Annotated in this window: 27 protein-coding genes; 9 read left to right on the top strand and 18 right to left on the bottom strand. The window is 67.8% G+C overall.

Annotation, left to right across the window (positions count from 1 at the left end; all coding sequences use genetic code 11):
- Positions 1–9: 9 nt before the first annotated feature.
- Positions 10–1,272 (top strand): flagellar hook-associated protein FlgL, encoded by a 1,263-nt coding sequence (gene flgL, locus CJ010_RS17275; RefSeq protein WP_141019200.1) that lies wholly within the window; start codon positions 10–12, stop codon positions 1,270–1,272.
- Between the two features lie 11 nt (positions 1,273–1,283).
- Positions 1,284–1,763: a hypothetical protein gene (locus CJ010_RS17270; protein WP_141019199.1), complete on the top strand. Its 480-nt coding sequence runs from the start codon at positions 1,284–1,286 to the stop codon at positions 1,761–1,763.
- Positions 1,764–1,769: 6 nt separating this feature from the next.
- Here the strand turns inward: CJ010_RS17270 and fliR are convergent, their stop codons facing one another.
- The 10 genes from fliR to CJ010_RS17220 form a co-directional block, all read right to left on the bottom strand.
- Positions 1,770–2,582: a flagellar biosynthetic protein FliR gene (gene fliR / locus CJ010_RS17265; RefSeq protein WP_141019198.1), complete on the bottom strand. Its 813-nt coding sequence runs from the start codon at positions 2,580–2,582 to the stop codon at positions 1,770–1,772.
- Between the two features lie 9 nt (positions 2,583–2,591).
- Positions 2,592–2,861 (bottom strand): flagellar biosynthesis protein FliQ, encoded by a 270-nt coding sequence (gene fliQ / locus CJ010_RS17260; protein WP_141019197.1) that lies wholly within the window; start codon positions 2,859–2,861, stop codon positions 2,592–2,594.
- A gap of 13 nt (positions 2,862–2,874) precedes the next feature.
- Positions 2,875–3,651 carry a flagellar type III secretion system pore protein FliP gene (fliP, locus tag CJ010_RS17255; RefSeq protein ID WP_141019196.1) on the bottom strand — a complete coding sequence of 259 codons (777 nt, stop codon included), beginning with the start codon at positions 3,649–3,651 and terminating at the stop codon, positions 2,875–2,877.
- Positions 3,641–4,069 carry a flagellar biosynthetic protein FliO gene (gene fliO, locus CJ010_RS17250; RefSeq protein WP_240794391.1) on the bottom strand — a complete coding sequence of 143 codons (429 nt, stop codon included), beginning with the start codon at positions 4,067–4,069 and terminating at the stop codon, positions 3,641–3,643. The genes fliP and fliO overlap by 11 nt, the downstream gene beginning before the upstream one ends.
- A gap of 31 nt (positions 4,070–4,100) precedes the next feature.
- Complete coding sequence (gene fliN / locus CJ010_RS17245) at positions 4,101–4,577, bottom strand: flagellar motor switch protein FliN (protein WP_141019195.1); 477 nt, start codon at positions 4,575–4,577, stop codon at positions 4,101–4,103.
- Entirely contained in the window at positions 4,570–5,580 is a 1,011-nt protein-coding gene (fliM, locus tag CJ010_RS17240; RefSeq protein WP_141019194.1) for a flagellar motor switch protein FliM, read from the bottom strand. Before fliM ends, fliN begins: the two co-directional genes overlap by 8 nt.
- A 14-nt stretch (positions 5,581–5,594) precedes the next feature.
- Positions 5,595–6,170: a flagellar basal body-associated FliL family protein gene (locus CJ010_RS17235; protein ID WP_141019193.1), complete on the bottom strand. Its 576-nt coding sequence runs from the start codon at positions 6,168–6,170 to the stop codon at positions 5,595–5,597.
- A 91-nt stretch (positions 6,171–6,261) separates the two neighbouring features.
- A complete protein-coding gene (locus CJ010_RS17230; RefSeq protein WP_141019192.1) occupies positions 6,262–7,491 on the bottom strand; it encodes a flagellar hook-length control protein FliK in 1,230 nt (409 codons plus the stop codon).
- Positions 7,492–7,581: 90 nt separating this feature from the next.
- Positions 7,582–8,694 carry an alkene reductase gene (locus CJ010_RS17225; protein WP_141019191.1) on the bottom strand — a complete coding sequence of 371 codons (1,113 nt, stop codon included), beginning with the start codon at positions 8,692–8,694 and terminating at the stop codon, positions 7,582–7,584.
- Positions 8,695–8,725: 31 nt separating this feature from the next.
- Positions 8,726–9,019 (bottom strand): helix-turn-helix transcriptional regulator, encoded by a 294-nt coding sequence (locus CJ010_RS17220; protein ID WP_141019190.1) that lies wholly within the window; start codon positions 9,017–9,019, stop codon positions 8,726–8,728.
- Between the two features lie 165 nt (positions 9,020–9,184).
- Here CJ010_RS17220 and CJ010_RS17215 point away from each other — a divergent pair, with 165 nt between their 5' ends.
- Together CJ010_RS17215 and ypfH are read left to right on the top strand one after the other, a co-directional pair.
- Positions 9,185–10,396, top strand: coding sequence for an MFS transporter (locus tag CJ010_RS17215; protein ID WP_168224978.1), 1,212 nt, complete (start codon positions 9,185–9,187; stop codon positions 10,394–10,396).
- A gap of 120 nt (positions 10,397–10,516) precedes the next feature.
- Positions 10,517–11,149, top strand: a complete 633-nt coding sequence (gene ypfH, locus CJ010_RS17210; RefSeq protein ID WP_141019188.1) for an esterase — start codon at positions 10,517–10,519, stop codon at positions 11,147–11,149.
- 124 nt (positions 11,150–11,273) lie between these two features.
- Here ypfH and CJ010_RS17205 read toward each other — a convergent pair whose 3' ends face one another.
- The 5 genes from CJ010_RS17205 to CJ010_RS17185 all read right to left on the bottom strand — a co-directional run bounded on the left by CJ010_RS17205 (position 11,274) and on the right by CJ010_RS17185 (position 15,268).
- Positions 11,274–12,083, bottom strand: a complete 810-nt coding sequence (locus tag CJ010_RS17205) for a MetQ/NlpA family ABC transporter substrate-binding protein (RefSeq protein WP_141019187.1) — start codon at positions 12,081–12,083, stop codon at positions 11,274–11,276.
- A gap of 82 nt (positions 12,084–12,165) precedes the next feature.
- Positions 12,166–12,831, bottom strand: a complete 666-nt coding sequence (locus CJ010_RS17200; RefSeq protein ID WP_141019186.1) for a methionine ABC transporter permease — start codon at positions 12,829–12,831, stop codon at positions 12,166–12,168.
- Positions 12,824–13,666, bottom strand: a complete 843-nt coding sequence (locus CJ010_RS17195; protein ID WP_141019185.1) for a methionine ABC transporter ATP-binding protein — start codon at positions 13,664–13,666, stop codon at positions 12,824–12,826. The genes CJ010_RS17200 and CJ010_RS17195 overlap by 8 nt, the downstream gene beginning before the upstream one ends.
- A gap of 73 nt (positions 13,667–13,739) precedes the next feature.
- A complete protein-coding gene (locus tag CJ010_RS17190) occupies positions 13,740–14,540 on the bottom strand; it encodes a class II glutamine amidotransferase (RefSeq protein ID WP_141019184.1) in 801 nt (266 codons plus the stop codon).
- A gap of 368 nt (positions 14,541–14,908) precedes the next feature.
- Complete coding sequence (locus CJ010_RS17185) at positions 14,909–15,268, bottom strand: hypothetical protein (RefSeq protein ID WP_141019183.1); 360 nt, start codon at positions 15,266–15,268, stop codon at positions 14,909–14,911.
- A gap of 259 nt (positions 15,269–15,527) precedes the next feature.
- Here CJ010_RS17185 and CJ010_RS17180 point away from each other — a divergent pair, with 259 nt between their 5' ends.
- The 3 genes from CJ010_RS17180 to CJ010_RS17170 are packed head-to-tail and all read left to right on the top strand — an operon-like array spanning position 15,528 to position 17,372.
- Entirely contained in the window at positions 15,528–16,082 is a 555-nt protein-coding gene (locus CJ010_RS17180) for a cytochrome b (RefSeq protein WP_141019182.1), read from the top strand.
- Positions 16,079–16,660, top strand: coding sequence for a YceI family protein (locus tag CJ010_RS17175; protein WP_141019181.1), 582 nt, complete (start codon positions 16,079–16,081; stop codon positions 16,658–16,660). Before CJ010_RS17180 ends, CJ010_RS17175 begins: the two co-directional genes overlap by 4 nt.
- Position 16,661: 1 nt before the next feature.
- A complete protein-coding gene (locus CJ010_RS17170) occupies positions 16,662–17,372 on the top strand; it encodes a YceI family protein (RefSeq protein WP_205754807.1) in 711 nt (236 codons plus the stop codon).
- 7 nt (positions 17,373–17,379) lie between these two features.
- Here CJ010_RS17170 and CJ010_RS17165 read toward each other — a convergent pair whose 3' ends face one another.
- A complete protein-coding gene (locus CJ010_RS17165; protein ID WP_141019180.1) occupies positions 17,380–17,649 on the bottom strand; it encodes a hypothetical protein in 270 nt (89 codons plus the stop codon).
- A 277-nt stretch (positions 17,650–17,926) separates the two neighbouring features.
- On the opposite strand from CJ010_RS17165, the gene CJ010_RS17160 reads away from it, so the two are divergent.
- Positions 17,927–18,586 carry a peroxiredoxin gene (locus CJ010_RS17160; protein WP_141019179.1) on the top strand — a complete coding sequence of 220 codons (660 nt, stop codon included), beginning with the start codon at positions 17,927–17,929 and terminating at the stop codon, positions 18,584–18,586.
- A gap of 91 nt (positions 18,587–18,677) precedes the next feature.
- Here CJ010_RS17160 and CJ010_RS17155 read toward each other — a convergent pair whose 3' ends face one another.
- Both CJ010_RS17155 and CJ010_RS17150 read right to left on the bottom strand, forming a co-directional pair.
- Positions 18,678–20,123, bottom strand: a complete 1,446-nt coding sequence (locus CJ010_RS17155) for an NYN domain-containing protein (protein ID WP_141019178.1) — start codon at positions 20,121–20,123, stop codon at positions 18,678–18,680.
- Between the two features lie 86 nt (positions 20,124–20,209).
- Positions 20,210–21,148 carry a LysR family transcriptional regulator gene (locus tag CJ010_RS17150; RefSeq protein ID WP_141019177.1) on the bottom strand — a complete coding sequence of 313 codons (939 nt, stop codon included), beginning with the start codon at positions 21,146–21,148 and terminating at the stop codon, positions 20,210–20,212.
- Positions 21,149–21,323: 175 nt separating this feature from the next.
- Between CJ010_RS17150 and CJ010_RS17145 the strand changes: the two genes are divergently transcribed.
- Positions 21,324–22,187, top strand: a complete 864-nt coding sequence (locus CJ010_RS17145) for a MaoC family dehydratase N-terminal domain-containing protein (protein WP_141019176.1) — start codon at positions 21,324–21,326, stop codon at positions 22,185–22,187.
- Positions 22,188–22,215: the final 28 nt, after the last annotated feature.

Genomic DNA, 22,215 nt, shown 5'->3' with positions numbered 1-22,215 from the left:
GTAAGGATCATGCGTATCTCGACCAACATGATCTACGACAAGGGTGTCGGTTCCATGCAGAAGCAATGGACCAGCCTGCTGCACACCCAGCAACAGCTGTCCACCGGCCGCCGCGTGCTGACCCCGGCGGACGATCCGATCGCTTCGGCGCGGGCGCTGGAAATCGGCCAGTCCAAGGGTGTGAACAGCCAGTTCATGACCAATACCGGCTACGCCGAGGACCGCCTCAACCTGCTCGAAAACAAGCTCACCGGCGTCGGCGACACCCTGCAATACATCCGCGAGAAGACGGTGTCGGCCGGCAACGCCGGCTACAGCGAGGAAGACCTCGGCTATCTCGCCACCGACCTGCGTGCCCAGTTCGAAGGCTTGCTGGCGCTGTCCAACAGTCAGGACGGCAGCGGCGATTACCTCTTCTCCGGCTATCGCGCCAACGAGCAGCCCTTCAGCGGCGGCCTGGCCGGGGTGGATTACCAGGGCGATTACGGCACCCAGACCATCCAGGTGTCGGCCTCGCGCTACATGCCGGTCAGCCTGCCGGGTACGGACGTTTTTGCCGCCACCCGGCAGATCGACGATAGCCTGGTGCAGGCCTCCACCGGCAGCCATGTGGACGGCTCGGCCAACACCGGCGGTACCACGCTGTCCGGCACGCTGGCGCCGCTCGCCAGCGGCGCGGTGGACATGGACACGCTCGGCCGCCGTTACGAGATCACCTACAACGCCGCCACCGGCTACGACGTCTACGAGTACGTGCCGGGCAACCCGACCAAGGTGGCCATCGCCACCGGCCTGGCCGACCTCAGCAGCCTGGGCGATCCGGCTTCGGCCAACTATATCGGCGTCGATCTGCAAATGAACGACGCCAGCGGCAACCCGGCCACGCCGGCCGACGGCGACCGCTTCGAGCTGTTCATGGCTTCGAACAACATGTTCGACAACCTCGGCGTGCTGATCGACGCGATGGAGCGGCCGGGCCCGTCCGGCATGGCCGGCGGCGCGGTGGCTTTCGGCCTCACCAACCTCGATGGCGCCATCGAGAACGTGCTCAAGGTGCGTTCCCAGATCGGCTCGCAGCTCACCGAGACCGAAAGCCTCAAGAGCATCGGCAGCGATCTCGACGTGCAGTACGCCGAGACCGTTTCCAACCTGATGGACGTCGATTACGTCGAGGCCATCTCCAATCTCACCCAGCAGCAGACCTACCTGCAGGCGGCGCAGCAGTCCTTCATGAAGGTCACCGGCCTGTCGCTGTTCAACTTCCTGAACTGACGGGGCGACCCATGCGCAAGACCCTGCTCGCGATGCTCACCCTGCTGGCAGCGGGGTGTTCGACCATGGACGAGTACCGGCCGCAGGTGGTGGCCCATGGCGGCACCGCCGCCGGCCTGGCCGGCAGTGCGCTGCTCACCATGAAGACGATGAAGGAGATCGGCATCTCCAACCCGGTCTTCCTCAGTGGCGCGCTGGTGGCCTACGGCATCTACGATCCGTTGGCGCCCACCTGGGAATTGGATGCCAGTCTCGCCGGCGAGGAAGTGTGGCGGCTGGACCTGCGGATGAAGCGCTTCGTCACAGGTGGCGAAGGCGAGGCGCGCCAGATCTTCATGCGCAACGCCCGTCGCGTGGCGGAAGAGGGCGGCTATGCCGGCTTCGACGTGCTGCGCTACGAGGAAGGCATCAACAGCGAACGGCCGTTCGCGCGGCGGACGGCCAGCGGCGAGATCCGCCTGGTGAAGTCGCGCCAGTTCCCCGCGCTGTAGCGCAGGCTAGCGCGGCGGCGCGGCGGCGGGCGCCTGCGGCGCCAGCGCTTCGAGCATCATGGTGGTGGCTTCGAATCCGTGTTCGAACAGGCTCTGCACCACCGGGCCGAAGTTGGTCATGATCAGCACCAGCGCGATGAAGCCCATCGCCAGCGTGACCGGGAAGCCAATCGCGAAAAGGTTCAGCTGCGGCGCGGCGCGGGTGAGGATGCCGAGCGCGATGTTGGCGACCAGCAGCACCGCCACCACCGGCAGTGACAGCAGCAGGCCGGTGGCGAAGACGGTGCCGCCGGCGCGTGCGATCTGTGCCCAGCCGCTGGCGCTGACCACGTTCACCCCGACCGGCAGCCATTCGAAACTGCGGATCAGCACCTCGATCAGCATCAGGTGGCCGTTGATGGCGAGAAAGAGCAGGGTGGCGACGAGGCCGAGGAAGTCGGACAATACCGCGGTCTGGCCGCCGGCGTCCGGATCGAAGAATACCGCGAAGGACAGGCCCATCTGCATGCCGATCAGCGAACCGGCCATGTCGATGGCGGCGAACACCAGCCGCATCATGAAACCGATGGCGATGCCGATGAACATCTGCTGCACCATGATCAACAGGCCGATGCCGCCGCCGGGCGGAATGGGCGGCATGGGCGGCAGCGTCGGCAGCAGCGCCATGGCGATGCCCAGGCCGATCGCCAGCCGCACCCGTACCGGCACCGCGCGGTTGGAGAAGATGGGTGCGCTGGCGAACAGCCCGAGCAGGCGGGCCACCGGGAACATGAAGGCGGCCAGCCAGGCGTCGAGCTGGGCCGAGGTGACGCTGATCATGCGGCCGCGCTAGCCGATCATGGTCGGGATGGATTCGAACAGGCGGCGCATGAAATCGGTGAGCGTGGTGATCATCCACGGCCCGGCCAGCACCAGGGTGACGAACATCACCACGATCTTGGGCACGAAGGAGAGCGTCATCTCGTTGATCTGGGTGGCGGCCTGGAAGATGCTGATGATGAGGCCGGTGACCAGCGCGGCGAGGAACAGCGGCGCCGACACCAGCAGCGTGACTTCGATGGCCTGACGGCCGAGATCGACGACGGCGGTGGGGGTCATGGCGGTGGGTCTCCTAGACGGCGAAGCTCTGCACCAGCGAGCCGATGAGCAGCGTCCAGCCATCGACCAGCACGAACAGCATGATCTTGAAGGGCAGCGCGACGATGACCGGCGACATCATCATCATCCCCATCGACATCAGCACCGAGGCCACCACCATGTCGATGATGATGAAGGGGATGAAGACGATGAAGCCGATCTGGAAGGCCGTCTTCAGTTCGGAGGTGACGAAGGCCGGCACCACCACCCGCATCGGCAGGTCTTCGGCCTTGTCCACCGGCGGCACCTTGGCCAGCCCGGCGAACAGGGTGAGGTCGGGTTCGCGTACCTGTTTCAGCATGAAGGCCTTGACCGGGACGGAGGCGCGCTCCAGCGCCTGGTCCAGGCCGATCCTGCCTTCGGACATCGGCACGTAGGCATCGACATACACCTTGTCGGCTACCGGCGCCATGATGAAAAAGGTAAGAAACAGCGCCAGCCCGAGCAGCACCTGGTTGGGCGGCGAGGTCTGGGTGCCGATGGCCTGCCGCAGCAGCGAGAACACGATGATGATGCGGGTGAAGCTGGTCATCATCAGCACCATCGCCGGGATGAAGCTGAGCAGCGTCAGCAGCGCCAGCGTCTGCACGGTGAGGCTGTAGGTGGTGCTGCCGCCCGGCCCCGGCGTGCTGCTGAGCGCGGGCAGGGCCTGGGCCGCCGCCGTCAGCGGCAGCGCGGTCAGGACGGCGGGCAGCAGCAGGCGGGCGGCCGTGGCGGCGATGGCGCGGACGCTGCGGGAATTACGGTGCATCCTTGCGACGCTCCAGGGAGTGCTTGAGCCAGGCGGAGAAATCCTTGCCGGCGAGGATGGACGGGGCGCCGCCGGCGGCGGCATCGGCCGGCAGGCTGGCGGCGGGGATGATGTGCAGGGTGCGGACGTTGCCGGGGGCGACGCCCAGCACCAGCACCTCGCTGCCGACTTCGACCAGCACCACCCGTTCGCGCGGGCCGACCGGCGCGGCGCCAAGTACCTTCAAGGCCGAGGCCGCACCGCGCGGCGCGGCCAGCCGCTTGAGCAGCCACAGGCAGCCGAGCAGCAGCGCGATCACTACCGCCAGGCCGAACAGCATCTGGCCGACGTTGCCGGCAAGGTCGGGGGCGGGCTCCGCCGCCCGGGCGGCGGGGGCGAGCGCGCAGAGTGCGAGGGCGGTGAGGGCGATCAGGCGCACGCGGATTCCGGTGGCGAAGGCTGGCGCGGGCTCAGTGACGGATCTTCCGCATGCGCTCGGCCGGGGTGATGATGTCGGTGAGGCGGATGCCGAACTTGTCGTTCACCACCACCACCTCGCCCTGCGCGATCAGGGTGCCGTTTACCAGCACATCCATCGGTTCGCCGGCGAGGCCGTCGAGTTCCACCACCGAGCCGTGGGCGAGCTGCAGCAGGTTGCGGATCGACAGCTTGGTGCGGCCGAGTTCGACGGTAAGCTGGACGGGGATGTCCAGGATCATGTCGAAGTCGTTGAGCGCACCCGGCTTGGTGCCGGTCGAACCGAAATCCTCGAACAGCTGGCTGGCCGGCTTGGCCTGGTAGGGCGATTCGTCGAAGGCCGCGGCCGCGGCAAGGTCGGCGGCCACGCGGGCGGCTTCGGCATCCATGCCGGCCTCGGTGCTGGCCTGTTCCTGCATGGCCGCAGCCCAGTCGTCTTCGGTGATCTGGTTGTCGTCGTTGTCAGCCATTTGTGGCTCCAGGAATCTTGGGGGCGTCGGACTCGTCGGGTCCGAAGAAGCGCTCCACCTTGAAAGCATACTGGCCGTTCTGGGTGCCGTAGCGGCCTTCCAGTACCGGCACGCCGTCTACCGCGGCCTGCAGCAGTTCGGGGATCTGCAGCGGGATCACGTCGCCGACCCGCATGTTCACGATGTCGCGCAGGGTCACGCGGGTGGTGCCGAGATTGCAGGTCAGCTCCACTTCGGCGGTCTGCAGCTGGCGCGACAGCAGGGTGATCCAGCGACGGTCCTGGGTCAGGTGGTCGCTCTGCATCGTCGAGTAGAGCAGGTCGCGGATCGGCTCCACCATCGAGTAGGGGAAGCAGATGTGCATTTCCGCCTGGGCGCCGCCCAGTTCCAGCGAAAAGCTGGTCGACACCACGATTTCCGACGGGGTGGCGATGTTGGCGAACTGCGAGTTCATTTCCGAGCGGACGTATTCGAGCTCGAGCTTGAACACCGGCGCCCAGGCCTTGGCGTACTCGGTGAACACCACGTTGAGCATGCCCTGGATGATGCGCTGCTCGGTCGGCGTGAAGTCGCGCCCTTCCACCCGGGTGTGGAAGCGGCCGTCGCCGCCGAACATGTTGTCCACCACCAGGAACACCAGGTTGGGGTCGAACACCACCAGGCCGGTGCCGCGCAGCGGCTTGCCGAGCACCAGGTTGAGGTTGGTGGGCACAACAAGGTTGCGCACGAATTCCGCGTACTTCTGCACCTTGATCGGCCCCACCGAGACTTCGGCGTTGCGGTGCATGTAGTTGAACAGGCCGATGCGCAGGTAGCGGGCGAAGCGCTCGTTGATCAGCTCCATCGTGGGCATGCGCCCACGGACGATGCGTTCCTGGGTGGCGAGGTTGTAGGGGCGCACGCCGCCCTGTTCGGCCTCGTCGCCGCCGCCGTCGTCGGCCTCCCCGTTGACGCCGCGCAGCAGGGCGTCAACTTCTTCCTGGGAGAGAAAATCCGAAGACATGGCGGGATGTCCGATTACTGGATGATGAAGGAGTTGAACAGCACCGCCTGGATCGGCCCGGTGGGCGCGGCGCGGCGGCTGGCTTCGCGCGGCGGCGGGAAGCCGAGCGCGTCGTTGGACTGGTCCACGATCTCGATCGCCAGCGTTTCGCGGCCGTCGATGGAGGAGAGTTCGGAGGGCAGCTTGCTCGACAGCAACAGGTTCACGCGGTGGCGGATCTCCGGCATGAAACCCTTGAGGCTTTCGGCGGTCTTGGCGTCGGCCACGCGCAGCACGATGACTGCCTGCAGGTAGTGGTCGCCCTCGTCGCGCTGCAGGTTGACCGTGAAGGGCTCCAGCGTCACGAAGGACGGCGGCTTGGACAGATCGACCGCGGCCGGAGGCGGCGGGGGAGCGGGCGCATGGGCGGCCTCGCTGCCGTGGGCGTCGTTGCCGCCCTTGCTCTTCATCATGACCACGACGCCGACGGCCGCGGCGACGACGATCAGGACCAGCACCAGCAGGATGAGGATGATGAGCAACAGCTTGCCGCTCTTTCTCGGGGCGGCGGGTTCAGCGGCGGCTTCCGGTTTGGCTGGCGCCTTGGCCATGCGATTCTCCTTGGTTCACGATGCCATTATCAGGGATCGTCGCACGCAGCCAAGCGCGGAAAAGTGGGGCAGAGCCGCCCCAATTCCGCTTTCAGGCGAAGGTGTCGACCATCCCTTCGGATTGTCTGATCCATCTCGAGGCTCCCACGCCGTCGGCACCGTCCACGCCACTGCTGCCGTTCGTGCCGTGGCCACGCCGGCCGCCTTCATCCTGCGCGGCCTGCTGGTCGCCCGAGGTGCCGACGCTGGTCTGGCCCAGGCTGATGCCCGACTGCTGCAGGATTTCCCGCAGGCGCGGCATCGCCTGCTCCAGCGCGTCGCGCGCCGCCTGCGAGGAGGCGACGAACTGGGCGGTGGTCTGGTCGCCGCTGAGGTTGATCGACACCTCGACCTTGCCCAGCGTCGGCGGCGTCAGGACCAGTTCGGCCTTGCTTTCGGCACGGCCCAGCATCCACATCACGCGGTCGCCGACATCGTCGGCGAAGGCGCTCTGGCCGGCCGGCGTATTGACCGGCAGTTGCGGTACGGCCGGCTGGCTGGCGGTCTGGTGACGCGCGCCGGCAATGGCCGCCGCGGCCACCTGCAGGCCGCCCGGCACTTCTCCGCCGCGGGCCGCCTGGCCGATCGCATTGGCATCCGCGCCTTCGACGGCGGCTTCCGGTTTGGCTTGCAGTTGTGCCGCGAGTTGTGCTGCCCGGCCCGCGGCGCCGTTCTCGGTTGCGAAACGGGTGAGATCCCCGGCCGGATTCTGCAGCGATTCCGCGAGCGTGTCACCCGCGCCGTCGCTCGGCAGCAGCCCGCTGCCAGCCGTTGCGGCAGCGTCGCCGGCGGGCGAGGTGCCGGCAAGGAGGGCGGCAATCGCTGCCGGCAGGCCGGCAAGCGCCGCCGTTTCTGCCGGCGTGGGCGTTGCCGGCTGGGGCGCTTGCTGGGCGGGCTCGACGGCCGTGGCAGCGTTCTGCTGTGCATTGGCGTCGGCGGGAGGCTGGGTGCTGTCGGCGCTTGCGTCCTGGGGCCGGCAGCCGTCCGTGCCACGTTCGGCATCGTTGGCGGCGGTCCTGTCGGTTGCCTGGCTGCGTTCCGGTGTGCGTGCGGTGTCGCGCTGCGGCTCGCGCACGCGCTGGCGTTCGGTGCTGCGCGCTGCGGTCTCGCTGTCGCGGGCGTAATCGGTGCGGTGGGCCTGCTGGTTGGCGCGGGCGCTCATCTGGCCCTGCAACATCTGGGCGAAACCCTGGCCGCTACTGCTGCGGCTGCCGTCGGCGGCAGTCGCGGAGGCGGGGAGAAAGGAGAACAGCGAGTTGGGCTGATTGACGGAGGCGGGCATGATCGCTGACCTTTTTGCTGAGTGTCTCGCAGCCCTATCAGCAAACCGCGTGCCACCGCGAAGGCGGCACGCGGGCAGGTCCTGCGGGGTTCAGCCCAGGGTGGGATAGTCGAGGTAGCCCTTCTCGCTGCCGCCGTAGAAGCTGGAGGTATCCCAGGCATTGAGCGGCGCCTTTTCGCGCAGGCGCAGCACCAGGTCGGGGTTGGCGATGAAGGCCTTGCCGAAGGCGACGATGTCGGCACGGCCTTCGGCGACAGCGGCTTCGGCAAGTTCGCGGTCGTAGCCGTTGTTCACCATCCACGCGGCCTTGCCGCCGGCCCTGGCGTAGGCGGCGCGCAGCGCGGCATAGTCGAAGGGCGCGTCGCCCTGCTGGAAGTCGCGCGCGCCACCGGTGGCGCCCTCCACCACGTGCACATAGGCGAGCGGCCAGCGCGCCAGCTGCTCGACCACGTAGGTGAAGAGCGGCTGCGGATTCGGGTCGGATGCGTCGTTGGCCGGGGTGACCGGCGAGATGCGGATGGCAGTGCGGCCGGCGCCGATCTCGGCGGTGATTGCTTCCATGACTTCCACCAGCAGGCGGGCGCGGTTTTCGATGCTGCCGCCGTAGGCGTCGTTGCGATGGTTGCTGCCGGCACGCAGGAACTGGTCGATCAGGTAGCCGTTGGCGGCGTGCACCTCGATGCCGTCGAAGCCGGCTTCGATCGCGGCACGGGCGGCACGGCGATAGTCCTCGACGATGCCGGGCAGTTCTGCGATGTCGAGCGCGCGCGGCGCCGAGGTCGGCACGAATTCACCGCTGCCGTCGGCGTGGATCAGGTAGGTCTTGGTCCTGGCGGTGATCGCCGATGGCGCCACCGGTGCGCCGCCGTCCGGCTGCAGCGAATTGTGCGAGACGCGGCCGACGTGCCACAGCTGGGTGACGATCTTGCCGCCGGCGGCGTGCACCGCCTCGGTGACGCGCTTCCAGCCTTCGATCTGCTCCGGCGCATAGAGGCCGGGCACGTTGGCGTAGCCCTGGCCCTGGTGGCTGATGGCGGTGGCCTCGGTGATCAGCAGGCCGGCCGTGGCGCGCTGGGCGTAATAGGTGGCGGTCATCGGTGCCGGTACCGCGTCCGGTGCGCGGTTGCGGGTGAGCGGCGCCATGGCGATGCGGTTGGCAAGGCGGATGTCGCCGGCGGTGATCGGGTCGAACAAGGTGGTCATGCGAGGGCTCCGTATCGGTGGAGGAGGGAGGTCAGAGTTCCTGGCCCATCTGGCGCAGGAATTCGGCGATGGCTTCGTCGTTGCGTTTGTAGAACACCCACTGGCCGATGCGGCGGGTGGTCACCAGCCCGGCGCGCTGCAGGATGGCCAGGTGGGTGGAGACCGTCGATTGCGACAGGCCGCAGCGCTCGAACTTGCCGGCACAGACACCGACTTCGAGCGGGTGCTCCTGGTCGGCGAAGTGCTTTTCCGGCTCTTTCAGCCACTGCAGGATTTCGCGGCGCACCGGGTGGGCGAGGGCTTTGATGACTTCGTCGAGGTCCATGGCGGTCGGTTTTCGGCAGGGTACGTATCGGAACGGATCGAATTAAGAATCGGGTTTTATCGAATTATGTATCGATTTTTTTAGAAGTATATATCGTAGTTTTACGAATTATGAATCGAAAAAAATAGATATACAATGCGGACTACCCTCGCCCGGAGTTGCCCTGTGTCCTCAGCCGAACCACCCGATTCCTGGTCTCCCTTCGCCTGGGCTGCCGCTGCGCTGTGCGCCGGGACCATGGGCACCGCGCTGGCCAGTCCCCTGTATCCGCTCTACCAGGCGGCCTGGGGCTTTCCGGCGAGCACGATCACGCTGATCTACGTCACCTACATGTTCGGCGTGCTGGCGACGCTGCTATTCCTCGGACGCCTGCCCGACCATCTCGGACCCATGCGGGTGCTCAAGGTGGGGCTCGTCGGCATCGCGGTCGGGCTGGGCATCTCGGCCTTCGCGCCCGACGTGGGCTGGCTGCTGGTCGGGCGGGCGGTCATCGGCGTGGCTTCGGGGCTGACCACCACGGCGGGCACCGCCGCGCTGGTCGAACTCGAACCGGCCGGCCCCAGGCGCCGCGCCATGATGATCGCCTCGACCATCTGCGCGGTGGGCTTCGGACTCGGACCGCTCGCTGCCGGCGTCATTGCGCAGTTGTTCCCGGCGCCGCTGATCACGTGCTACCTGGTGGTGATCGCGCTGGTGGCGGTGGTGCTCGTCGCGCTCGGCAGGGGTGGGCAGCGGAGCGTGGCGGCCGCGGCCCAGGCGCCACAGGGGCGGTTGACGCTGCACCCGGATTTCGTGCTGCCCGAGCGGGCGGCGTGGCCCGCCTTTGCCGTCGCCGGGGCGGCCGCCTTCCTCGCCTTCGCCCTCTACAGCCTCTATGCGTCGCTGGCGCCGTCCTTCATCGGCGACATGCTCCCCTGGCACGGCACCGCGGTGAGCGGGTTCGCGATCGCGCTGGTGCTGTGCATTTCGGCCGCGACGCAGGTCGTCCTGCGCGGCATGCCGGAGCGGCGCGGCATGCTGCTCGGGCTCGGCATCCTGATCGCGAGCGTGGGGTTGCTGGCGGTGGCGCTGCGCGGACGCTCGGCGTTGCTGTTCGGGGTCAGCGACCTGATCGCAGGCATCGGTCACGGCATCGCCTTCATGAGCGCGATGGGCATCGTCAACCGCGTCACGCCCGTGGGCAAGCGCGCGGGCCTGCTGTCGTCCTTCTTCACCGTCGGCTATCTCGGCACCATCGTTCCGGTGCTGGGCGTCGGCGTGCTGGCGGACCACATCGGCATTCCACTTGCAGTGACGGCCTTCTGCGCCGTGTTCGGCGTGGCCGCGCTGGGCCTGCTGCTCGCCAGCCGGCGGGTCTTGCGTCCGGCGGCCGTCTGAGCATCACGCGGCGATTGTTGTGGAAACGGCAACAGTGGTTTCCGGCCAGGCCTGTTTATCCCGTCGCCCTCGCCTTCTAGACTAGGGCTTTCCTTACCGACAGACTCAGCGGGAGACTCAATGAACAAGGCCGCCATCGTCATCCAGCAAGCCGGTGTCGCCACCGACGGTCTGGTGTTGCTGTTCCACGGCGTGGGTGCGCTGCCGGCGAGCATGGTTCCGGTCGGTCAGCGCCTGGCGCAGGCCATGCCCAGGGCCCTGGTGGTGGCGGTGCCGTCGCCCTTTGCTTCGGACATCTCGGCCGGACTGCAGTGGTTTTCGGTGCGTGGCGTCACCGAGGATAACCGACCGGCGCGTGTCGATGCGGTGATGCCGCTGTTTTGCGACACGGTGCGTCACTGGCAGGCCGAGGCTGCCGTCGACGAGGAGGCGACCACGCTGGTCGGCTTTTCGCAGGGCGGCATCATGGCGCTGGAGTCCACCCGCCTGGCGCGGCCGCCGGCGGCCACCGTCGTCTCCTTTGCCGGTCGGTTTGCAGTGCCGCCGGACAAGGCCTCCGCGGCCCGCATCCATCTGCTCCACGGCGAGCAGGATGGCGTGATGCCGGTAGAGCTTGCGCGCGCCGCTGCCGAACGCCTGGGCCAGCTCGGGACGAGCGTGAGCCTGGACACGCTGCCGGGCATCGGCCACGAGCCGCATCCCGCGCTGGTCGACCGTGCCATCGCCCGCTTGCGCGAGGACGCCACGGTCTGAGCGGACGCCGTCCTTGCGCCGGCGCGGGTCGCGAGGCGGCGTTCAAGGAAAAAGCCCAGAGCCTTGCGGCACGGGGCTTTTTCGTCTGGTGGCGGCCGACAGCGGGGACGGCGCGCCGTGCAGTTCAGCGCAGGTAGTCAGGCAGGGCGTATCCCTTGTAGTGCTCGCGGATCACCGCCTTGTATTCGGGCGACTGGAAGGCGGCGACCAGATCGCGGGTGAGCTGGCTGTCCTTGTCCGCCCCGCGCACCGCCAGCACCAGCAGGTAGTGGTCCGGCGTCTTCTCGAGGGCGATCGCTTCGGTCAGCTTGAGGCCGGAGGCGATCGCGAAGTTGCCGTTCACCACCGCGAAGGCGGCGTCGTCCAGCGTGCGCGGCAGTTGCGCCGCTTCGATCGGGACGAGCTTGAGCTTGCGCGGATTCTCGGCGACGTCCTTCTCGGTGACCTTGAGCGGATCGATGCCCGGCTTGACCTTGATGAGGCCGTTGGCTTCGAGCATCAGCAGCGCGCGGGCGAGGTTGCTCGGGTCGTTGGCCAGCGTGATGCGGTCGCCTTCGCGCACTTCGGCGAGGCTCTTGCGGCTCTTGGAGTAGAGGCCGAGCGGCGCGATCGGCGCCTTGATCGCCTCGACCAGGTCGAGACCCTTGTCGGCGGCGAACTTGCGCAGGTAAGCCTGGTGCTGGAACAGGTTGGCGTCGAGCGAGCCCTGCGCCAGCGCGAGGTTGGGCTGGACGTAATCGTTGAATTCGACCAGCTTCACCGTGTAGCCCTTCTTTTCCAGCACCGGCTTGATGCCGAGCTTGAGCTGGTCGAAGTTGGGGCCGGCGGTGGCGCCGAGCGTGGCGGTCTTCTTGTCCTGGGCGATGGCGCCGGGCTGGACGGCAGCCAGGCCGAGCGCGAGGCCGGCGGCGAAGAGGGTGCGCAGCAGTTTCATGAGGAAATCCTTGTGCGGATAAGGAGCGGGAGCGTAAGCGCCGGCGGCGCGCGCCGGCTACAAGAAAATCAGCAAAGCTTATTCAGCGCTTGTCCATGCGGCGGGCGAGCCACTGGCCGAAGAACTGGATGAGCTGCACCATCACCACCAGCAGCACGATGGTGGTCACCATGATGTCGGTCTGGAAGCGGTAGTAGCCGTAGCGGATGGCGAGGTCGCCGATACCGCCGCCGCCGACCACCCCGGCCACCGCCGAGTAGGACAGGAAGCTCACCGCCAGCACCGTCAGCGCCAGGATGAGGCCCGACCGCGCTTCCACCAGCAGCACCTGGCGCACGATCTGCATCGGCGTGGCGCCCATCGCTTCGGCGGCCTCGATGACGCCGCGCGGCACGTCACGCAGGGTCTGCTCGATCAGACGGGCGAAATAGAAGATCGCCGCCAGCGACAACGGCACGCTCGCCGCCAGCGGGCCGATCGAGGTGCCGACGATATGGCGGGTGAAGGGCGACACCGCCACCAGCAGGATGATGAAGGGGAAGGAGCGCACCACGTTGATGACGCCGTTGGCTACCAGATTGGTGCGGCGGTAGCGTCCCAGCACCTGGCCCTTGCTGCTGAGGAAGACGAAGATGCCGAGCGCGCCGCCGATGATGACCGCGGTGGTGAGGCAGATCGCCATCATCAACAGGGTTTCGCCGATGGCCTTGAGGATGTCGGGCAGCAGTTCGATGATGCCGTCAAACATGGCTGGACTCCCGTTGCAGCGCGTCGTGGGCGGTGGGGTCGGGCGTGCCGTTGCCGGCGCCGCCTTCCATGTCGCCGAATTCGGCCAGCCACTGCGCCAGCCGCGAGCCGGCGGGGATGTGGCCCTTGTCGATGGCGACGCGCTCGATCACGCGGCCGCGTTCCATCACCGAGACGCGATGGCACAGGCGCCGGATCACGCTCATCTCGTGGCTCACCATCAGGATGGTGACGCCGAAGCGGCGGTTGACGTCGGCCAGCACGTCGAGCAGTTGCAGGGTGGTGCGCGGGTCGAGCGCCGAGGTCGGCTCGTCGGCGAGGAGCACGTGCGGTTCGGGCGCCAGCGCGCGGGCGATGGCGACGCGCTGTTTCTGGCCGCCGGACAGCTGCGCCGGGTAGGCACCGGCCTTGTCCGAGAGGCCGACGAAGGCGAGGCAGGCTTCCACCCGTTCGCGGATGCGCGCCGGCGATTCGCCGGCGATGCGCAGCGGAAAGGCGACGTTGTCCGCCACCGTGCGGTTATGCAGCAGGTTGAAGTGCTGGAAGATCATGCCGATGCGGCGACGGGCGGTGCGCAGGCCGTCGGGCGACAGCGTGGTGAGATCCTCGCCATGCACGATCACCTGGCCGGCGTCGGGGCGTTCGAGCAGGTTCACCAGGCGCAGCAGGGTGGATTTGCCGGCGCCGGAGAAGCCGATGATGCCGTGGATTTCACCGGGTGCGACGTCGAGGTCGGTCGCTTCGACGCCGACTTCGTTACCGTCGGCGTCGCGAAAGCGGCGGGTCACGCCGCGCAACTGGATCGCGGCGCTGGAGGAAGACGCTGGGGCCGTCATGGCTGGTCTTTCAGGGATGCAGAGCCGCGGAATTATACAGATGCCGGTGCGGCGGCCCTATCCGTATCCTCACTCACACGGCGAGCTGCAAGGATTCGGTCGCGTCTTGCTGTCCGCTGACGCGGCCGTCGACGAACAGCGTGAGCGACCCCGCGGCGAGCCGCTGCCAGGGTTCGTCGGCGGTCAGCGGCCGGGTGGTGATGACCGCCATGCGGTCGTCGAGATGATTGTGGCGGGCGAAGTCGATCGCGCGGTCGCAATCGAGCAGCCGCGCCGAACGGAAGGGGTAGGCGCGCACCACGTAGTGGAGTTCGGTGCTGCAGTGGGCGAACAGCCCGTCACCGCAGGACAGCAGGTAATTGAAGGTGCCGTGGCGGGCGATCCAGGCGGACAGTTCCTGCAGTTCTTCGAGCAGGTTGGCAGTGGCGGGCGGCGTGTCGCCGAAGCGCTGCACCAGCCGGGTCAGCATGAAGTGGAAGGCGCGTTCGCTGTCGGTGCCGCCGACGGGTTGCCGCGTCCGGCACAGCTCGGGATGGAAATCCTCGAGATTGCCGTTGTGGGCGAACAGCCAGTCGCGCCCCCACAGGCGGGCGTGAAAGGGGTGGCAGTTCTCCAGCCGGATCTCGCCCTGGGTGGCTTTGCGGATGTGGGCAATGATGTTGCGCGAGCGGAAGGCCTGGCCGCAATGCCGGCAGGCGGGGGAGGTGGCAGCCGGGCTGGCGTCGCGCACTACGCGCGCGCCGTCGCCGTCGAAATAGCCGATGCCCCAGCCGTCGCGGTGCTCGTCCGTCGCTCCGCCGCGCTGCACAAAACCCTCCAGCGAGAACTGGAGGGTGGCGGGCTTGTTGCAGTTCATTCCGAGCAGCTGGCACATGGCTCTATCGTCTGGTGCACTGCACACATCATGCGCAAGCTTAACCGCTGTGCCAACGAGGAATTTGTGAATTACTTCAAAGATGTGACGAAAGTGTTGCGGGCAAGCCACGCCGCGGCGGTGGTCTGCCGCTGAGGTGCCCGGTGGGGTGACGTCGTTCCGCCTGTGGCCCACCGCCGGGCAAACCGCGACCGGGGGCTGTCGGCGGACCGTCCCGCAGTCGACTGGACGGAGCTGCCCGTCGCTGTGGCGGCGTCGGGCAGCTCCGCGCCATGTCCGCAGGCTCGCTACGCCGCGTGCCCTGCGGCTACGCAGCGGTCGGTGGCCCGGTCGTGAATCCGCTGTGGTGACAGAAAGTCGCAATGGCTTCAGTAACCCGGCCGGGAATCGGGGCGGGCACCCGGCCCCATGCCGCCACCGTAACCCCTGCCGCCGCCCGGGCCCATCATGGCTCCGCCGCGTGCCGGCGGTTCGTCCGGCAGCGTGACGCCGCGTTCCTTGGCACGTTCCACCATCCGCTTGTGATGCTCGCTGCGGACCTGCTCGCGCTCTTCGAGGGTCTTGGCGGCGCGCATCTTGTCGCGATGCTCGATGCGCTCCTGCTGCGTCATCATCTGCGAACCGAAGATTGGTTCCTCGGCGGCCGCCGGCGGTGTTCCGCCTTGTGCCAGCACGCCGCCGGACAGCATGGCGGCAAAGAGCGTGGCGATGAGGGTGTGCTTTCTCATGATCGTCTCCTGATTGAAACAAGCTTGTCTGGATATGCCCGTCTGATTTGTTTATAGACCCGGCGGGCTGGAAGGAACGCCGTCATATCCACAATTTTGTAGTGGGTATGTAACGAAGTTGGCGGCCCGGTATGGCTGCGTTCGAGGCGGCTGGGCCAATGCAGGCCTGCCGGGTTCGGCAACGGAAGAGGCGGGTTAAGATGAGCGCCGGCTGCCGCCCATCGGGGGGCAAGGGTCTTTCGATGCAGGAAAGGGCGGGATGCTCCGCAATACGGTTGATTCCTGGGGAACGCTGGCGAAGCTGCTGCACTGGCTGATTGCGCTGCTGGTGTTCGGCCAGCTCGCGCTCGGCTGGGCGGCCGTATTGTGGCGGCTGTCGCCGCTCAAGCTCGACCTCTTCGTGCTGCACAAATCCTTCGGTCTGGTGGTGCTGGTGTTGATGCTGCCGCGGCTGCTGTGGCGCCTGCTCAATCCCACGCCGGTGCTGCCGGCAGCCATGCCGCGCTGGCAGCGGCAGGCGGCCCGTGCCAGCCACGGACTGCTCTACCTGTTGCTGCTGTTGTTGCCCTTGAGCGGCTGGGTGCTGAGTTCGGCGGCGGATATCCCGTTCCGGATGTTCTGGCTGTGGCCCCTGCCGGCGCTGGTGGCGCCCGACGAGGCGGTTGAGGATGCCGCGGCCACGCTGCACCTTGTGTTGGTCGTGCTGCTGGGGCTGGTGCTGAGTGCCCACGTCGGCGCGGCCTTGTGGCATCACTACCGTCTGCGCGACGAGGTGCTCGTGCGCATGTTGCCCGGGAGAACGCGAAAACGATGAATGTCAGGCTCCTGCTCGCCGCACTGTGCTGCGCTGGCGCAAGCCCGCTTGCCGCCGCGGCCGATTGGCGCATGGACGCGGCTGCGAGCAAGCTGGAGTTCGTCGCCAGCTTCGAGCGCGCGCCGGCGCCCGGCGTGTTCCGCGAGTTCCAGGCGCAGGTGCGGCTGGATCCGGCCGACCTTGCGGCCAGCCGCATCGAGGTCGATATCGCGGTGACGAGCGCCGACATGGGCCATGCCGACGTCAACCGGGCGATCCGCGGGCCGGAGTGGTTCGATTTCGCCCGTTTCCCGCAGGCAGCCTTTCGTTCGGCCGAACTGCGCCCGGTGCCGATGACGGCAGCCGACGGCGGTGCCAGCCGCTATCTGGCGCGCGGCACGCTGGATCTCAAGGGGGTGCAGCAGGCGGTGGAGGTGCCTTTCACCTGGCGCGAGACCGCCGACGCGGCCACCATGGAGGGCGAGCTGACCCTGCAGCGCGGCAGCTTCGGCATCGGCCTGGGCGAATGGGCGGCAACGCGGGTGATCGGCCCTGAGGTGCGGGTGAAGTTCAAGCTGCGGCTGAACAAGGCGTCCTGATATGCATGTGCGTCGCTTCCTGGCCGCGGTGGCCACCGGTTTGTTCGCCGTGCTCATGCAGGCATGTGCGCCGCTGGCGCCGCCGCCCGGGGTCGTCGCCCCGGCGCCACCCGGTTTTCCGGACGAGGATTACCGTCGTGCCGCGGCGGCCGGCGAGGCGGTTTTCCACATCGATGCGGCGCGTTCGCTGGCATTGGTCGAGGTGCGGCGGGGCGGATCGCTGGCCTTTCTCGGCCACGACCACGTGGTCGCCAGCCACGGCCTGCAGGGCTATGTGCTGCCGGCCGCCGGACGGGCCGATCTCTATCTGCGGCTGGACGAACTGGCGGTGGACGAGGCCGAGCTGCGCGCCGCGGCCGGTTTCGACACCAGCCCCACGGCCGAGGACATTGCCGCGACCCGCAGCAACATGCTCGACAAGGTGCTGCATGCCGGAACCCATCCGCATCTGTGGCTCAGGGTCGAGCGTGTTCGCGCCGTGGCGGAGGGCGTGGTGCTCGATACCATCATCACGCTCAACGGCGTCACCAGGCGGTTGGAGGTGCCTGCCCGCCTGGACGGCACGGCCGATGTCATCCGCATCAGCGGTCGTTTCACGCTGTCTCAGCGCGACTTCGGCATCGAACCCTTTTCCGTGTTCGGCGGTGCGCTGCAGGTCCAGGACGCGCTGGCGCTGCAGTTCCGTATCGAGGCGCGACAGCTGGCACCCTAGCAGCGCTTCAGGGCTTGTCGAGGCGACGGGCGATGCGGCCTATGCGCTCCAGATGGCGGCGTGCGACCTTGCCCGCGCGATCGGCACGGGCGTCCAGCGCCTTCTGCACCAGTGCGCTGAAGGCGACGGGATCCTGCCGCGGATAGGCTTCGAGCACGCCGCAGTCGGCGAAATAGGCGGTGATCCAGCGCGCGTCGAGATCGACGCGCCCGGTATCGCGCAGGTATTCCGCGGCCGCGAGTTCGACGAAATCGCTCAGCTTGGGCGAAGCGGGCATGGGCCTGTCCCCGGATGTTGAACGCAGGTTGGAGCGTTGGCCGGCGCGCTGGTTCGATAACGGGTGCGCGGCTTGGCAAGGCCGACGGGGACGCCTATACACAAAGCGGGAAGCGTCGCCCGGCAGCGCGGCGACACTTCGCTCCCCAACCCGCCGCAAGCGACGCGGTGGCGAGTCTCGCGGAGGTATCGGCACGATTCCGGCGGCAGCGATTGCTGCGCCGGAAGATGGTTGTCTTTCGCATCGCCTGCACGCCGCCATTCGAGGAGATCCGATCATGTCTCTGCGCATCAACGATATTGCTCCCGATTTCACCGCCGAAACCACCCAGGGCACGATCCGCTTCCACGACTGGATAGGCGACAGCTGGGCGATCCTGTTCTCGCATCCGAAGGACTTCACGCCGGTGTGCACCACCGAGCTCGGCTACATGGCCAAGATCGAGCCGGAATTCGCCCGTCGCAACTGCAAGATCATCGGCCTGAGCGTCGATCCGGTCGGTAGTCACGCCGCGTGGGCGAAGGACATCGAGGAAACCCAGGGCTATCTGCCCGCTTACCCGATGATAGGCGACCCCGAGCTGCTGGTGGCCAAGCTCTACAACATGCTGCCGGCCGACGAACCGGGCACTTCGGAGGGGCGCACCCCGGCGAACAACGCCACGGTGCGGTCGGTGTTCGTGATCGGCCCGGACAAACGCATCAAGCTGATGCTGACCTATCCGATGACTACCGGCCGCAACTTCGACGAGATCCTGCGGGCGCTCGATTCGATGCAGCTCACTGCTGCGCACAAGGTGGCGACGCCGGTGAACTGGAAGCGCGGCGAGGATGTCATCATCGCCGGCTCGGTATCGGACGAGGACGCCAAGACGCTCTTCCCGCAGGGCTGGAAGGCGCCCAAGCCTTATCTGCGCATCGTCAAGCACCCGGCCTGAGCCGCCGGTCGTAAAACGCGATCGCCCGCGCCGGGGAGACGAAGGTGTCTCCCCGGCGCGGGCGATCTCTTGCGGCTCCGGTTACGCGCTGTCAGGCGGCGTCGGGCGGGGTTTCCTGCTTGCGCGGACGGCGGCTGCGCGGCGCGGACTTGCGGGCCGGCGTGGCTACGGCTTCTTCGGCGGCGGGGGCGGGTGCCGCCTCCGCCGCAGCGGCAACGGCCACCGGGGCGGCTACCGGAGCGTCCTGGCGTGCCGCCGGCTTGCGCTGGCTGCTACCACGACGACGGCTGCCGCTGCGGGCTTCGGCCGGTTCGGCAGGCGGGGCTTCGACTGTCGCTGCCGGGGCCGGCGCCACGGCGGCCTCCACCGTCGCGGGGGCGCTTGCAGCGCGCTGGGCGGACTGGCGGGCGTTTTTCTGGCGGCGGCCCGGCTGTGCCGGGCTTTCCTTGGCGGGTTCCTGCGCGACTTCCTGGGTCGCTTCCCTGGCCGTTTCGGTCTCGGGTCGGGTGGGTAGCTGCGCGGCTTCGGTCTGCTTGGCGGACTTCTTCGCAGCGCGTGCATCGCCCTGGCGCGGTCGCCTGCCGGCGGGGCGCTCCGCGGCCGGTGCTGGCGCGGCCGCTTCGTCCGCCGCATGCGTTGCGCCAGCAGGCATGGCGGCAAGCTTCACCCCATCCGCGGGGTGCTCGGCGGCGGGGTGAACGGCCGGCGTTGGGCCTGCATTACTGCGATACACATAGGCACCGGACTTTTCGTCGCGGCCGAATTCCAGCAGGCCGCGCGCCTGCGCTTCTTCCAGCAGGTTGCCGAAGGCGCGGAAGCCGTAGTAGGTCTCGTTGAAGCCGGGCTTGCGGCGCTTGATCGCCTCTTTCAGCATCGACGCCCAGATCTTGCCGCTGTCGCCGCGTTCGGCCAGCAAGGCTTCGAAGGTCTCAACCGCGAACTCGATGGCCTGGCTCTTACGGGCAGCGAGTTCTTCCTTGCGGCGTTTCTCCTCTTCCGGCGAGCGGCGTGCAGCCGGCTGGGTTTCGTTGGCCTCGCGCTTGGCGGCGGCCTGCGGCGCTTCGCGCACCAGGTCGTCGTAGAAGATGAATTCGTCGCAGTTGGCGATCAGCAGGTCGGAGGTCGATTGCTTGACGCCGACGCCGATCACCTGCTTGGCGTTCTCGCGCAGCTTGGACACCAGCGGCGAGAAGTCGGAATCGCCCGAGATGATGACGAAGGTATTGACGTGGGCCTTGGTGTAGCAGAGGTCGAGCGCGTCGACCACCAGACGGATGTCGGCGGAATTCTTGCCGGACTGGCGCACGTGGGGGATTTCGATCAGCTCGAAGTTGGCCTCGTGCATTGCCGCCTTGAAGCCCTTGTAGCGCTCCCAGTCGCAATACGCCTTCTTGACCACGATGCTGCCCTTGAGCAGCAGGCGTTCGAGCACGCGCTTGATGTCGAACTTGTCGTACTTCGCATCCCGCACGCCCAGCGCGACGTTCTCGAAGTCGCAGAACAGCGCCATGCTGATGTTATCCGGGGATGAAGCCATGTTGTTCTCCGTTGTTCAGGCCACCCGCAATGCCTGCGGGGGCAGGGGCGTCATGATAGCCGGTTCGGCCGGCGCAGCCCGCGTCCTCATTTGCTGCGGACTGCCTTGCGGGCCGGCTGGGCACGGTTCGCGGCATGGCCCGGGTGCGCCATGATGCAGGCGATCAGCGCCTGGGTGTAGCCCGGCAGCGAATCGCCGCGCCGGGTGAGGATGTAGCGCTTGCGTTCGGCCCAGTCCTCGTCGAGCTGCTTGACCGCGATCTTCATCGTCTTGCGGTGGCGTTCGGCGGCCGATTCCGGCACCACGCCGATGCCCACGCCGGCCTCCACCATGCGGCACACCGATTCGAAGTTGCTCACCTGCACGCGGATATGCAGGCGGTGGCGGGCGTTCTGCAGCAGGGTGTTGATGAAGCTCTGCAGCGTGCTGCCCTCGTGCAGGCCGATGTAGTCGTAGCCCATGACGTCGGCGAAGCGCACCGCGCCGCCGGCCGCCAGCGGATGGTCGGGGCGCACCACCAGGATCAGGCGGTCGGTGCTGAAGTGGTGCTTCTCCAGCCCGTCGGCCTCGATCGGCCCCGAGGTGATGCCGAGGTCGGTGGTGCCGTCGAGCACGCCGCGGATGATTTCGCCGGTGAGGCGTTCCTGCAGGTCCACGTCCACCTGCGGATGGTCGGCGAGGAAGGTGGCCAGCACCTCGGGCATGAACTCGGTGACCGCGGTGGTGTTGGCGAACACGCGGATGTGGCCCTGCACGCCTTCGCCGAAGCGCTGCAGGTCGCTCTTCATGTGCTCGATCTGGCCGAGGATGATGCGCGCATGCTGGAGCAGGCTCTGGCCGGCGGGCGTCAGCGCCACCCCGCGCGGCGCGCGGTAGAGCAGCCGCACGCCGGCCTGGGCTTCGAGTTCCTTCATCCGTGCGCTCACTGCCGGCAGCGACAGGTGGCTGCGCTCGGCGCCGCGGGTGAGGCTCTTGCTTTCGGCGACGTGGATGAAGAGGCGCAGGTCGCGCAGGTCGATATGCATCTGGTCTCCGCTGTGTTCTTGTCGTGTCGGCGCAAGTGTGGCTGTCCGATGGTGCACCGCGATTCGGCGGTGCTGAAGCCAGGCTACCGAAATGCTGAATTGTCGCTGCCGCGTGTGCTCTCCATTATCGCCCCACACAAGCCGCGTCGCCATGCGGCAAGCTGGAGGAGACACCATGAACGATCGCAGCGAAGGCGTCGCACCCGGGCTTTCGGCCTGGATAGGCCGCGAGGAAACGCGCACCGACCGCATCGACACCCGCACCGCCCATGCACTGGCCGCCACACTGGATTACGACGCCGACGCGGTGTTCGCCGCCGGCGAGCTGCCCCCGCTGTGGCACTGGGTGTATTTCACGCCGAATGCCCGCCGCTCCGAACTCGGCCGTGATGGCCACCCGAAGCGCGGTGGTTTCCTGCCGCCGGTGGAACTGCCCAACCGGATGTGGGCGGGCGGGCGCTTCGTGTTCGAGCGGCCGCTGCGCATCGGCGAGGACGTCACCCGGCGCTCGCGCATCGTCCGCTGCGAGCAGAAGAGCGGACGCAGTGGCGATCTCGTCTTCGTCACCGTGCAGCACACGATTTCCGGCGCGGCCGGCGTCGCGCTCACCGAGGAGCACGACATCGTCTATCGCGAGCCGGCGCCGCGCGGCGGCCCGCTTGCCGGCGAGCCGGTCAGTGCCACCGCCGATTACCGCCAGACGGTGCATCCCGACGCGGTGCTGCTGTTCCGCTACTCGGCGCTCACCTTCAACGGCCACCGCATCCACTACGACCATCCCTACGTCACCGGTGAGGAAGGCTATCCCGGGCTGGTGGTGCATGGGCCGCTGACCGCGACGCTGCTGCTCGACACGTTCCGCAACGCGCACCCGGACAAGCGCATCGAGCGCTTCGACTTCCGCGCGGTCGGCCCGCTCTATGACAACGCCGATTTCGACGTCTGCGGCCGCATCACCGGCCCCGGCACGGCCGAGTTGTGGACCGACTGCGCCGGCCGGCTGACGATGAAGGCCACGGTCGGCTTCAGCCCGGCCTGATCCCGCGCGCCGCGGCGCGCATTCCCCC

The organism is Azoarcus sp. DD4 (assembly GCF_006496635.1).
GTDB lineage: Bacteria > Pseudomonadota > Gammaproteobacteria > Burkholderiales > Rhodocyclaceae > Azoarcus.
Note: the sequence above shows the minus strand (reverse complement) of the source record. Positions and strands in the feature narration are given on the sequence as shown.

What these genes read in the sequence shown, in the direction of transcription:
- fliR (WP_141019198.1), bottom strand. Translation starts at nt 2,582, where the DNA reads ATGATCAGCGTCACCTCGGCCCAGCTCGACGCCTGGCTGGCCGCCTTC.
- ypfH (WP_141019188.1), top strand. Translation starts at nt 10,517, where the DNA reads ATGAACAAGGCCGCCATCGTCATCCAGCAAGCCGGTGTCGCCACCGAC.
- CJ010_RS17235 (WP_141019193.1), bottom strand. Translation starts at nt 6,170, where the DNA reads ATGGCCAAGGCGCCAGCCAAACCGGAAGCCGCCGCTGAACCCGCCGCC.
- CJ010_RS17180 (WP_141019182.1), top strand. Translation starts at nt 15,528, where the DNA reads ATGCTCCGCAATACGGTTGATTCCTGGGGAACGCTGGCGAAGCTGCTG.
- fliN (WP_141019195.1), bottom strand. Translation starts at nt 4,577, where the DNA reads ATGGCTGACAACGACGACAACCAGATCACCGAAGACGACTGGGCTGCG.
- flgL (WP_141019200.1), top strand. Translation starts at nt 10, where the DNA reads ATGCGTATCTCGACCAACATGATCTACGACAAGGGTGTCGGTTCCATG.
- CJ010_RS17145 (WP_141019176.1), top strand. Translation starts at nt 21,324, where the DNA reads ATGAACGATCGCAGCGAAGGCGTCGCACCCGGGCTTTCGGCCTGGATA.
- CJ010_RS17225 (WP_141019191.1), bottom strand. Translation starts at nt 8,694, where the DNA reads ATGACCACCTTGTTCGACCCGATCACCGCCGGCGACATCCGCCTTGCC.
- CJ010_RS17190 (WP_141019184.1), bottom strand. Translation starts at nt 14,540, where the DNA reads ATGTGCCAGCTGCTCGGAATGAACTGCAACAAGCCCGCCACCCTCCAG.
- CJ010_RS17165 (WP_141019180.1), bottom strand. Translation starts at nt 17,649, where the DNA reads ATGCCCGCTTCGCCCAAGCTGAGCGATTTCGTCGAACTCGCGGCCGCG.
- CJ010_RS17175 (WP_141019181.1), top strand. Translation starts at nt 16,079, where the DNA reads ATGAATGTCAGGCTCCTGCTCGCCGCACTGTGCTGCGCTGGCGCAAGC.
- CJ010_RS17185 (WP_141019183.1), bottom strand. Translation starts at nt 15,268, where the DNA reads ATGAGAAAGCACACCCTCATCGCCACGCTCTTTGCCGCCATGCTGTCC.
- fliQ (WP_141019197.1), bottom strand. Translation starts at nt 2,861, where the DNA reads ATGACCCCCACCGCCGTCGTCGATCTCGGCCGTCAGGCCATCGAAGTC.
- CJ010_RS17160 (WP_141019179.1), top strand. Translation starts at nt 17,927, where the DNA reads ATGTCTCTGCGCATCAACGATATTGCTCCCGATTTCACCGCCGAAACC.
- CJ010_RS17195 (WP_141019185.1), bottom strand. Translation starts at nt 13,666, where the DNA reads ATGACGGCCCCAGCGTCTTCCTCCAGCGCCGCGATCCAGTTGCGCGGC.
- CJ010_RS17205 (WP_141019187.1), bottom strand. Translation starts at nt 12,083, where the DNA reads ATGAAACTGCTGCGCACCCTCTTCGCCGCCGGCCTCGCGCTCGGCCTG.
- CJ010_RS17220 (WP_141019190.1), bottom strand. Translation starts at nt 9,019, where the DNA reads ATGGACCTCGACGAAGTCATCAAAGCCCTCGCCCACCCGGTGCGCCGC.
- fliM (WP_141019194.1), bottom strand. Translation starts at nt 5,580, where the DNA reads ATGTCTTCGGATTTTCTCTCCCAGGAAGAAGTTGACGCCCTGCTGCGC.
- CJ010_RS17200 (WP_141019186.1), bottom strand. Translation starts at nt 12,831, where the DNA reads ATGTTTGACGGCATCATCGAACTGCTGCCCGACATCCTCAAGGCCATC.
- CJ010_RS17150 (WP_141019177.1), bottom strand. Translation starts at nt 21,148, where the DNA reads ATGCATATCGACCTGCGCGACCTGCGCCTCTTCATCCACGTCGCCGAA.
- CJ010_RS17270 (WP_141019199.1), top strand. Translation starts at nt 1,284, where the DNA reads ATGCGCAAGACCCTGCTCGCGATGCTCACCCTGCTGGCAGCGGGGTGT.
- CJ010_RS17155 (WP_141019178.1), bottom strand. Translation starts at nt 20,123, where the DNA reads ATGGCTTCATCCCCGGATAACATCAGCATGGCGCTGTTCTGCGACTTC.
- CJ010_RS17170 (WP_205754807.1), top strand. Translation starts at nt 16,662, where the DNA reads ATGCATGTGCGTCGCTTCCTGGCCGCGGTGGCCACCGGTTTGTTCGCC.
- CJ010_RS17230 (WP_141019192.1), bottom strand. Translation starts at nt 7,491, where the DNA reads ATGCCCGCCTCCGTCAATCAGCCCAACTCGCTGTTCTCCTTTCTCCCC.
- fliP (WP_141019196.1), bottom strand. Translation starts at nt 3,651, where the DNA reads ATGCACCGTAATTCCCGCAGCGTCCGCGCCATCGCCGCCACGGCCGCC.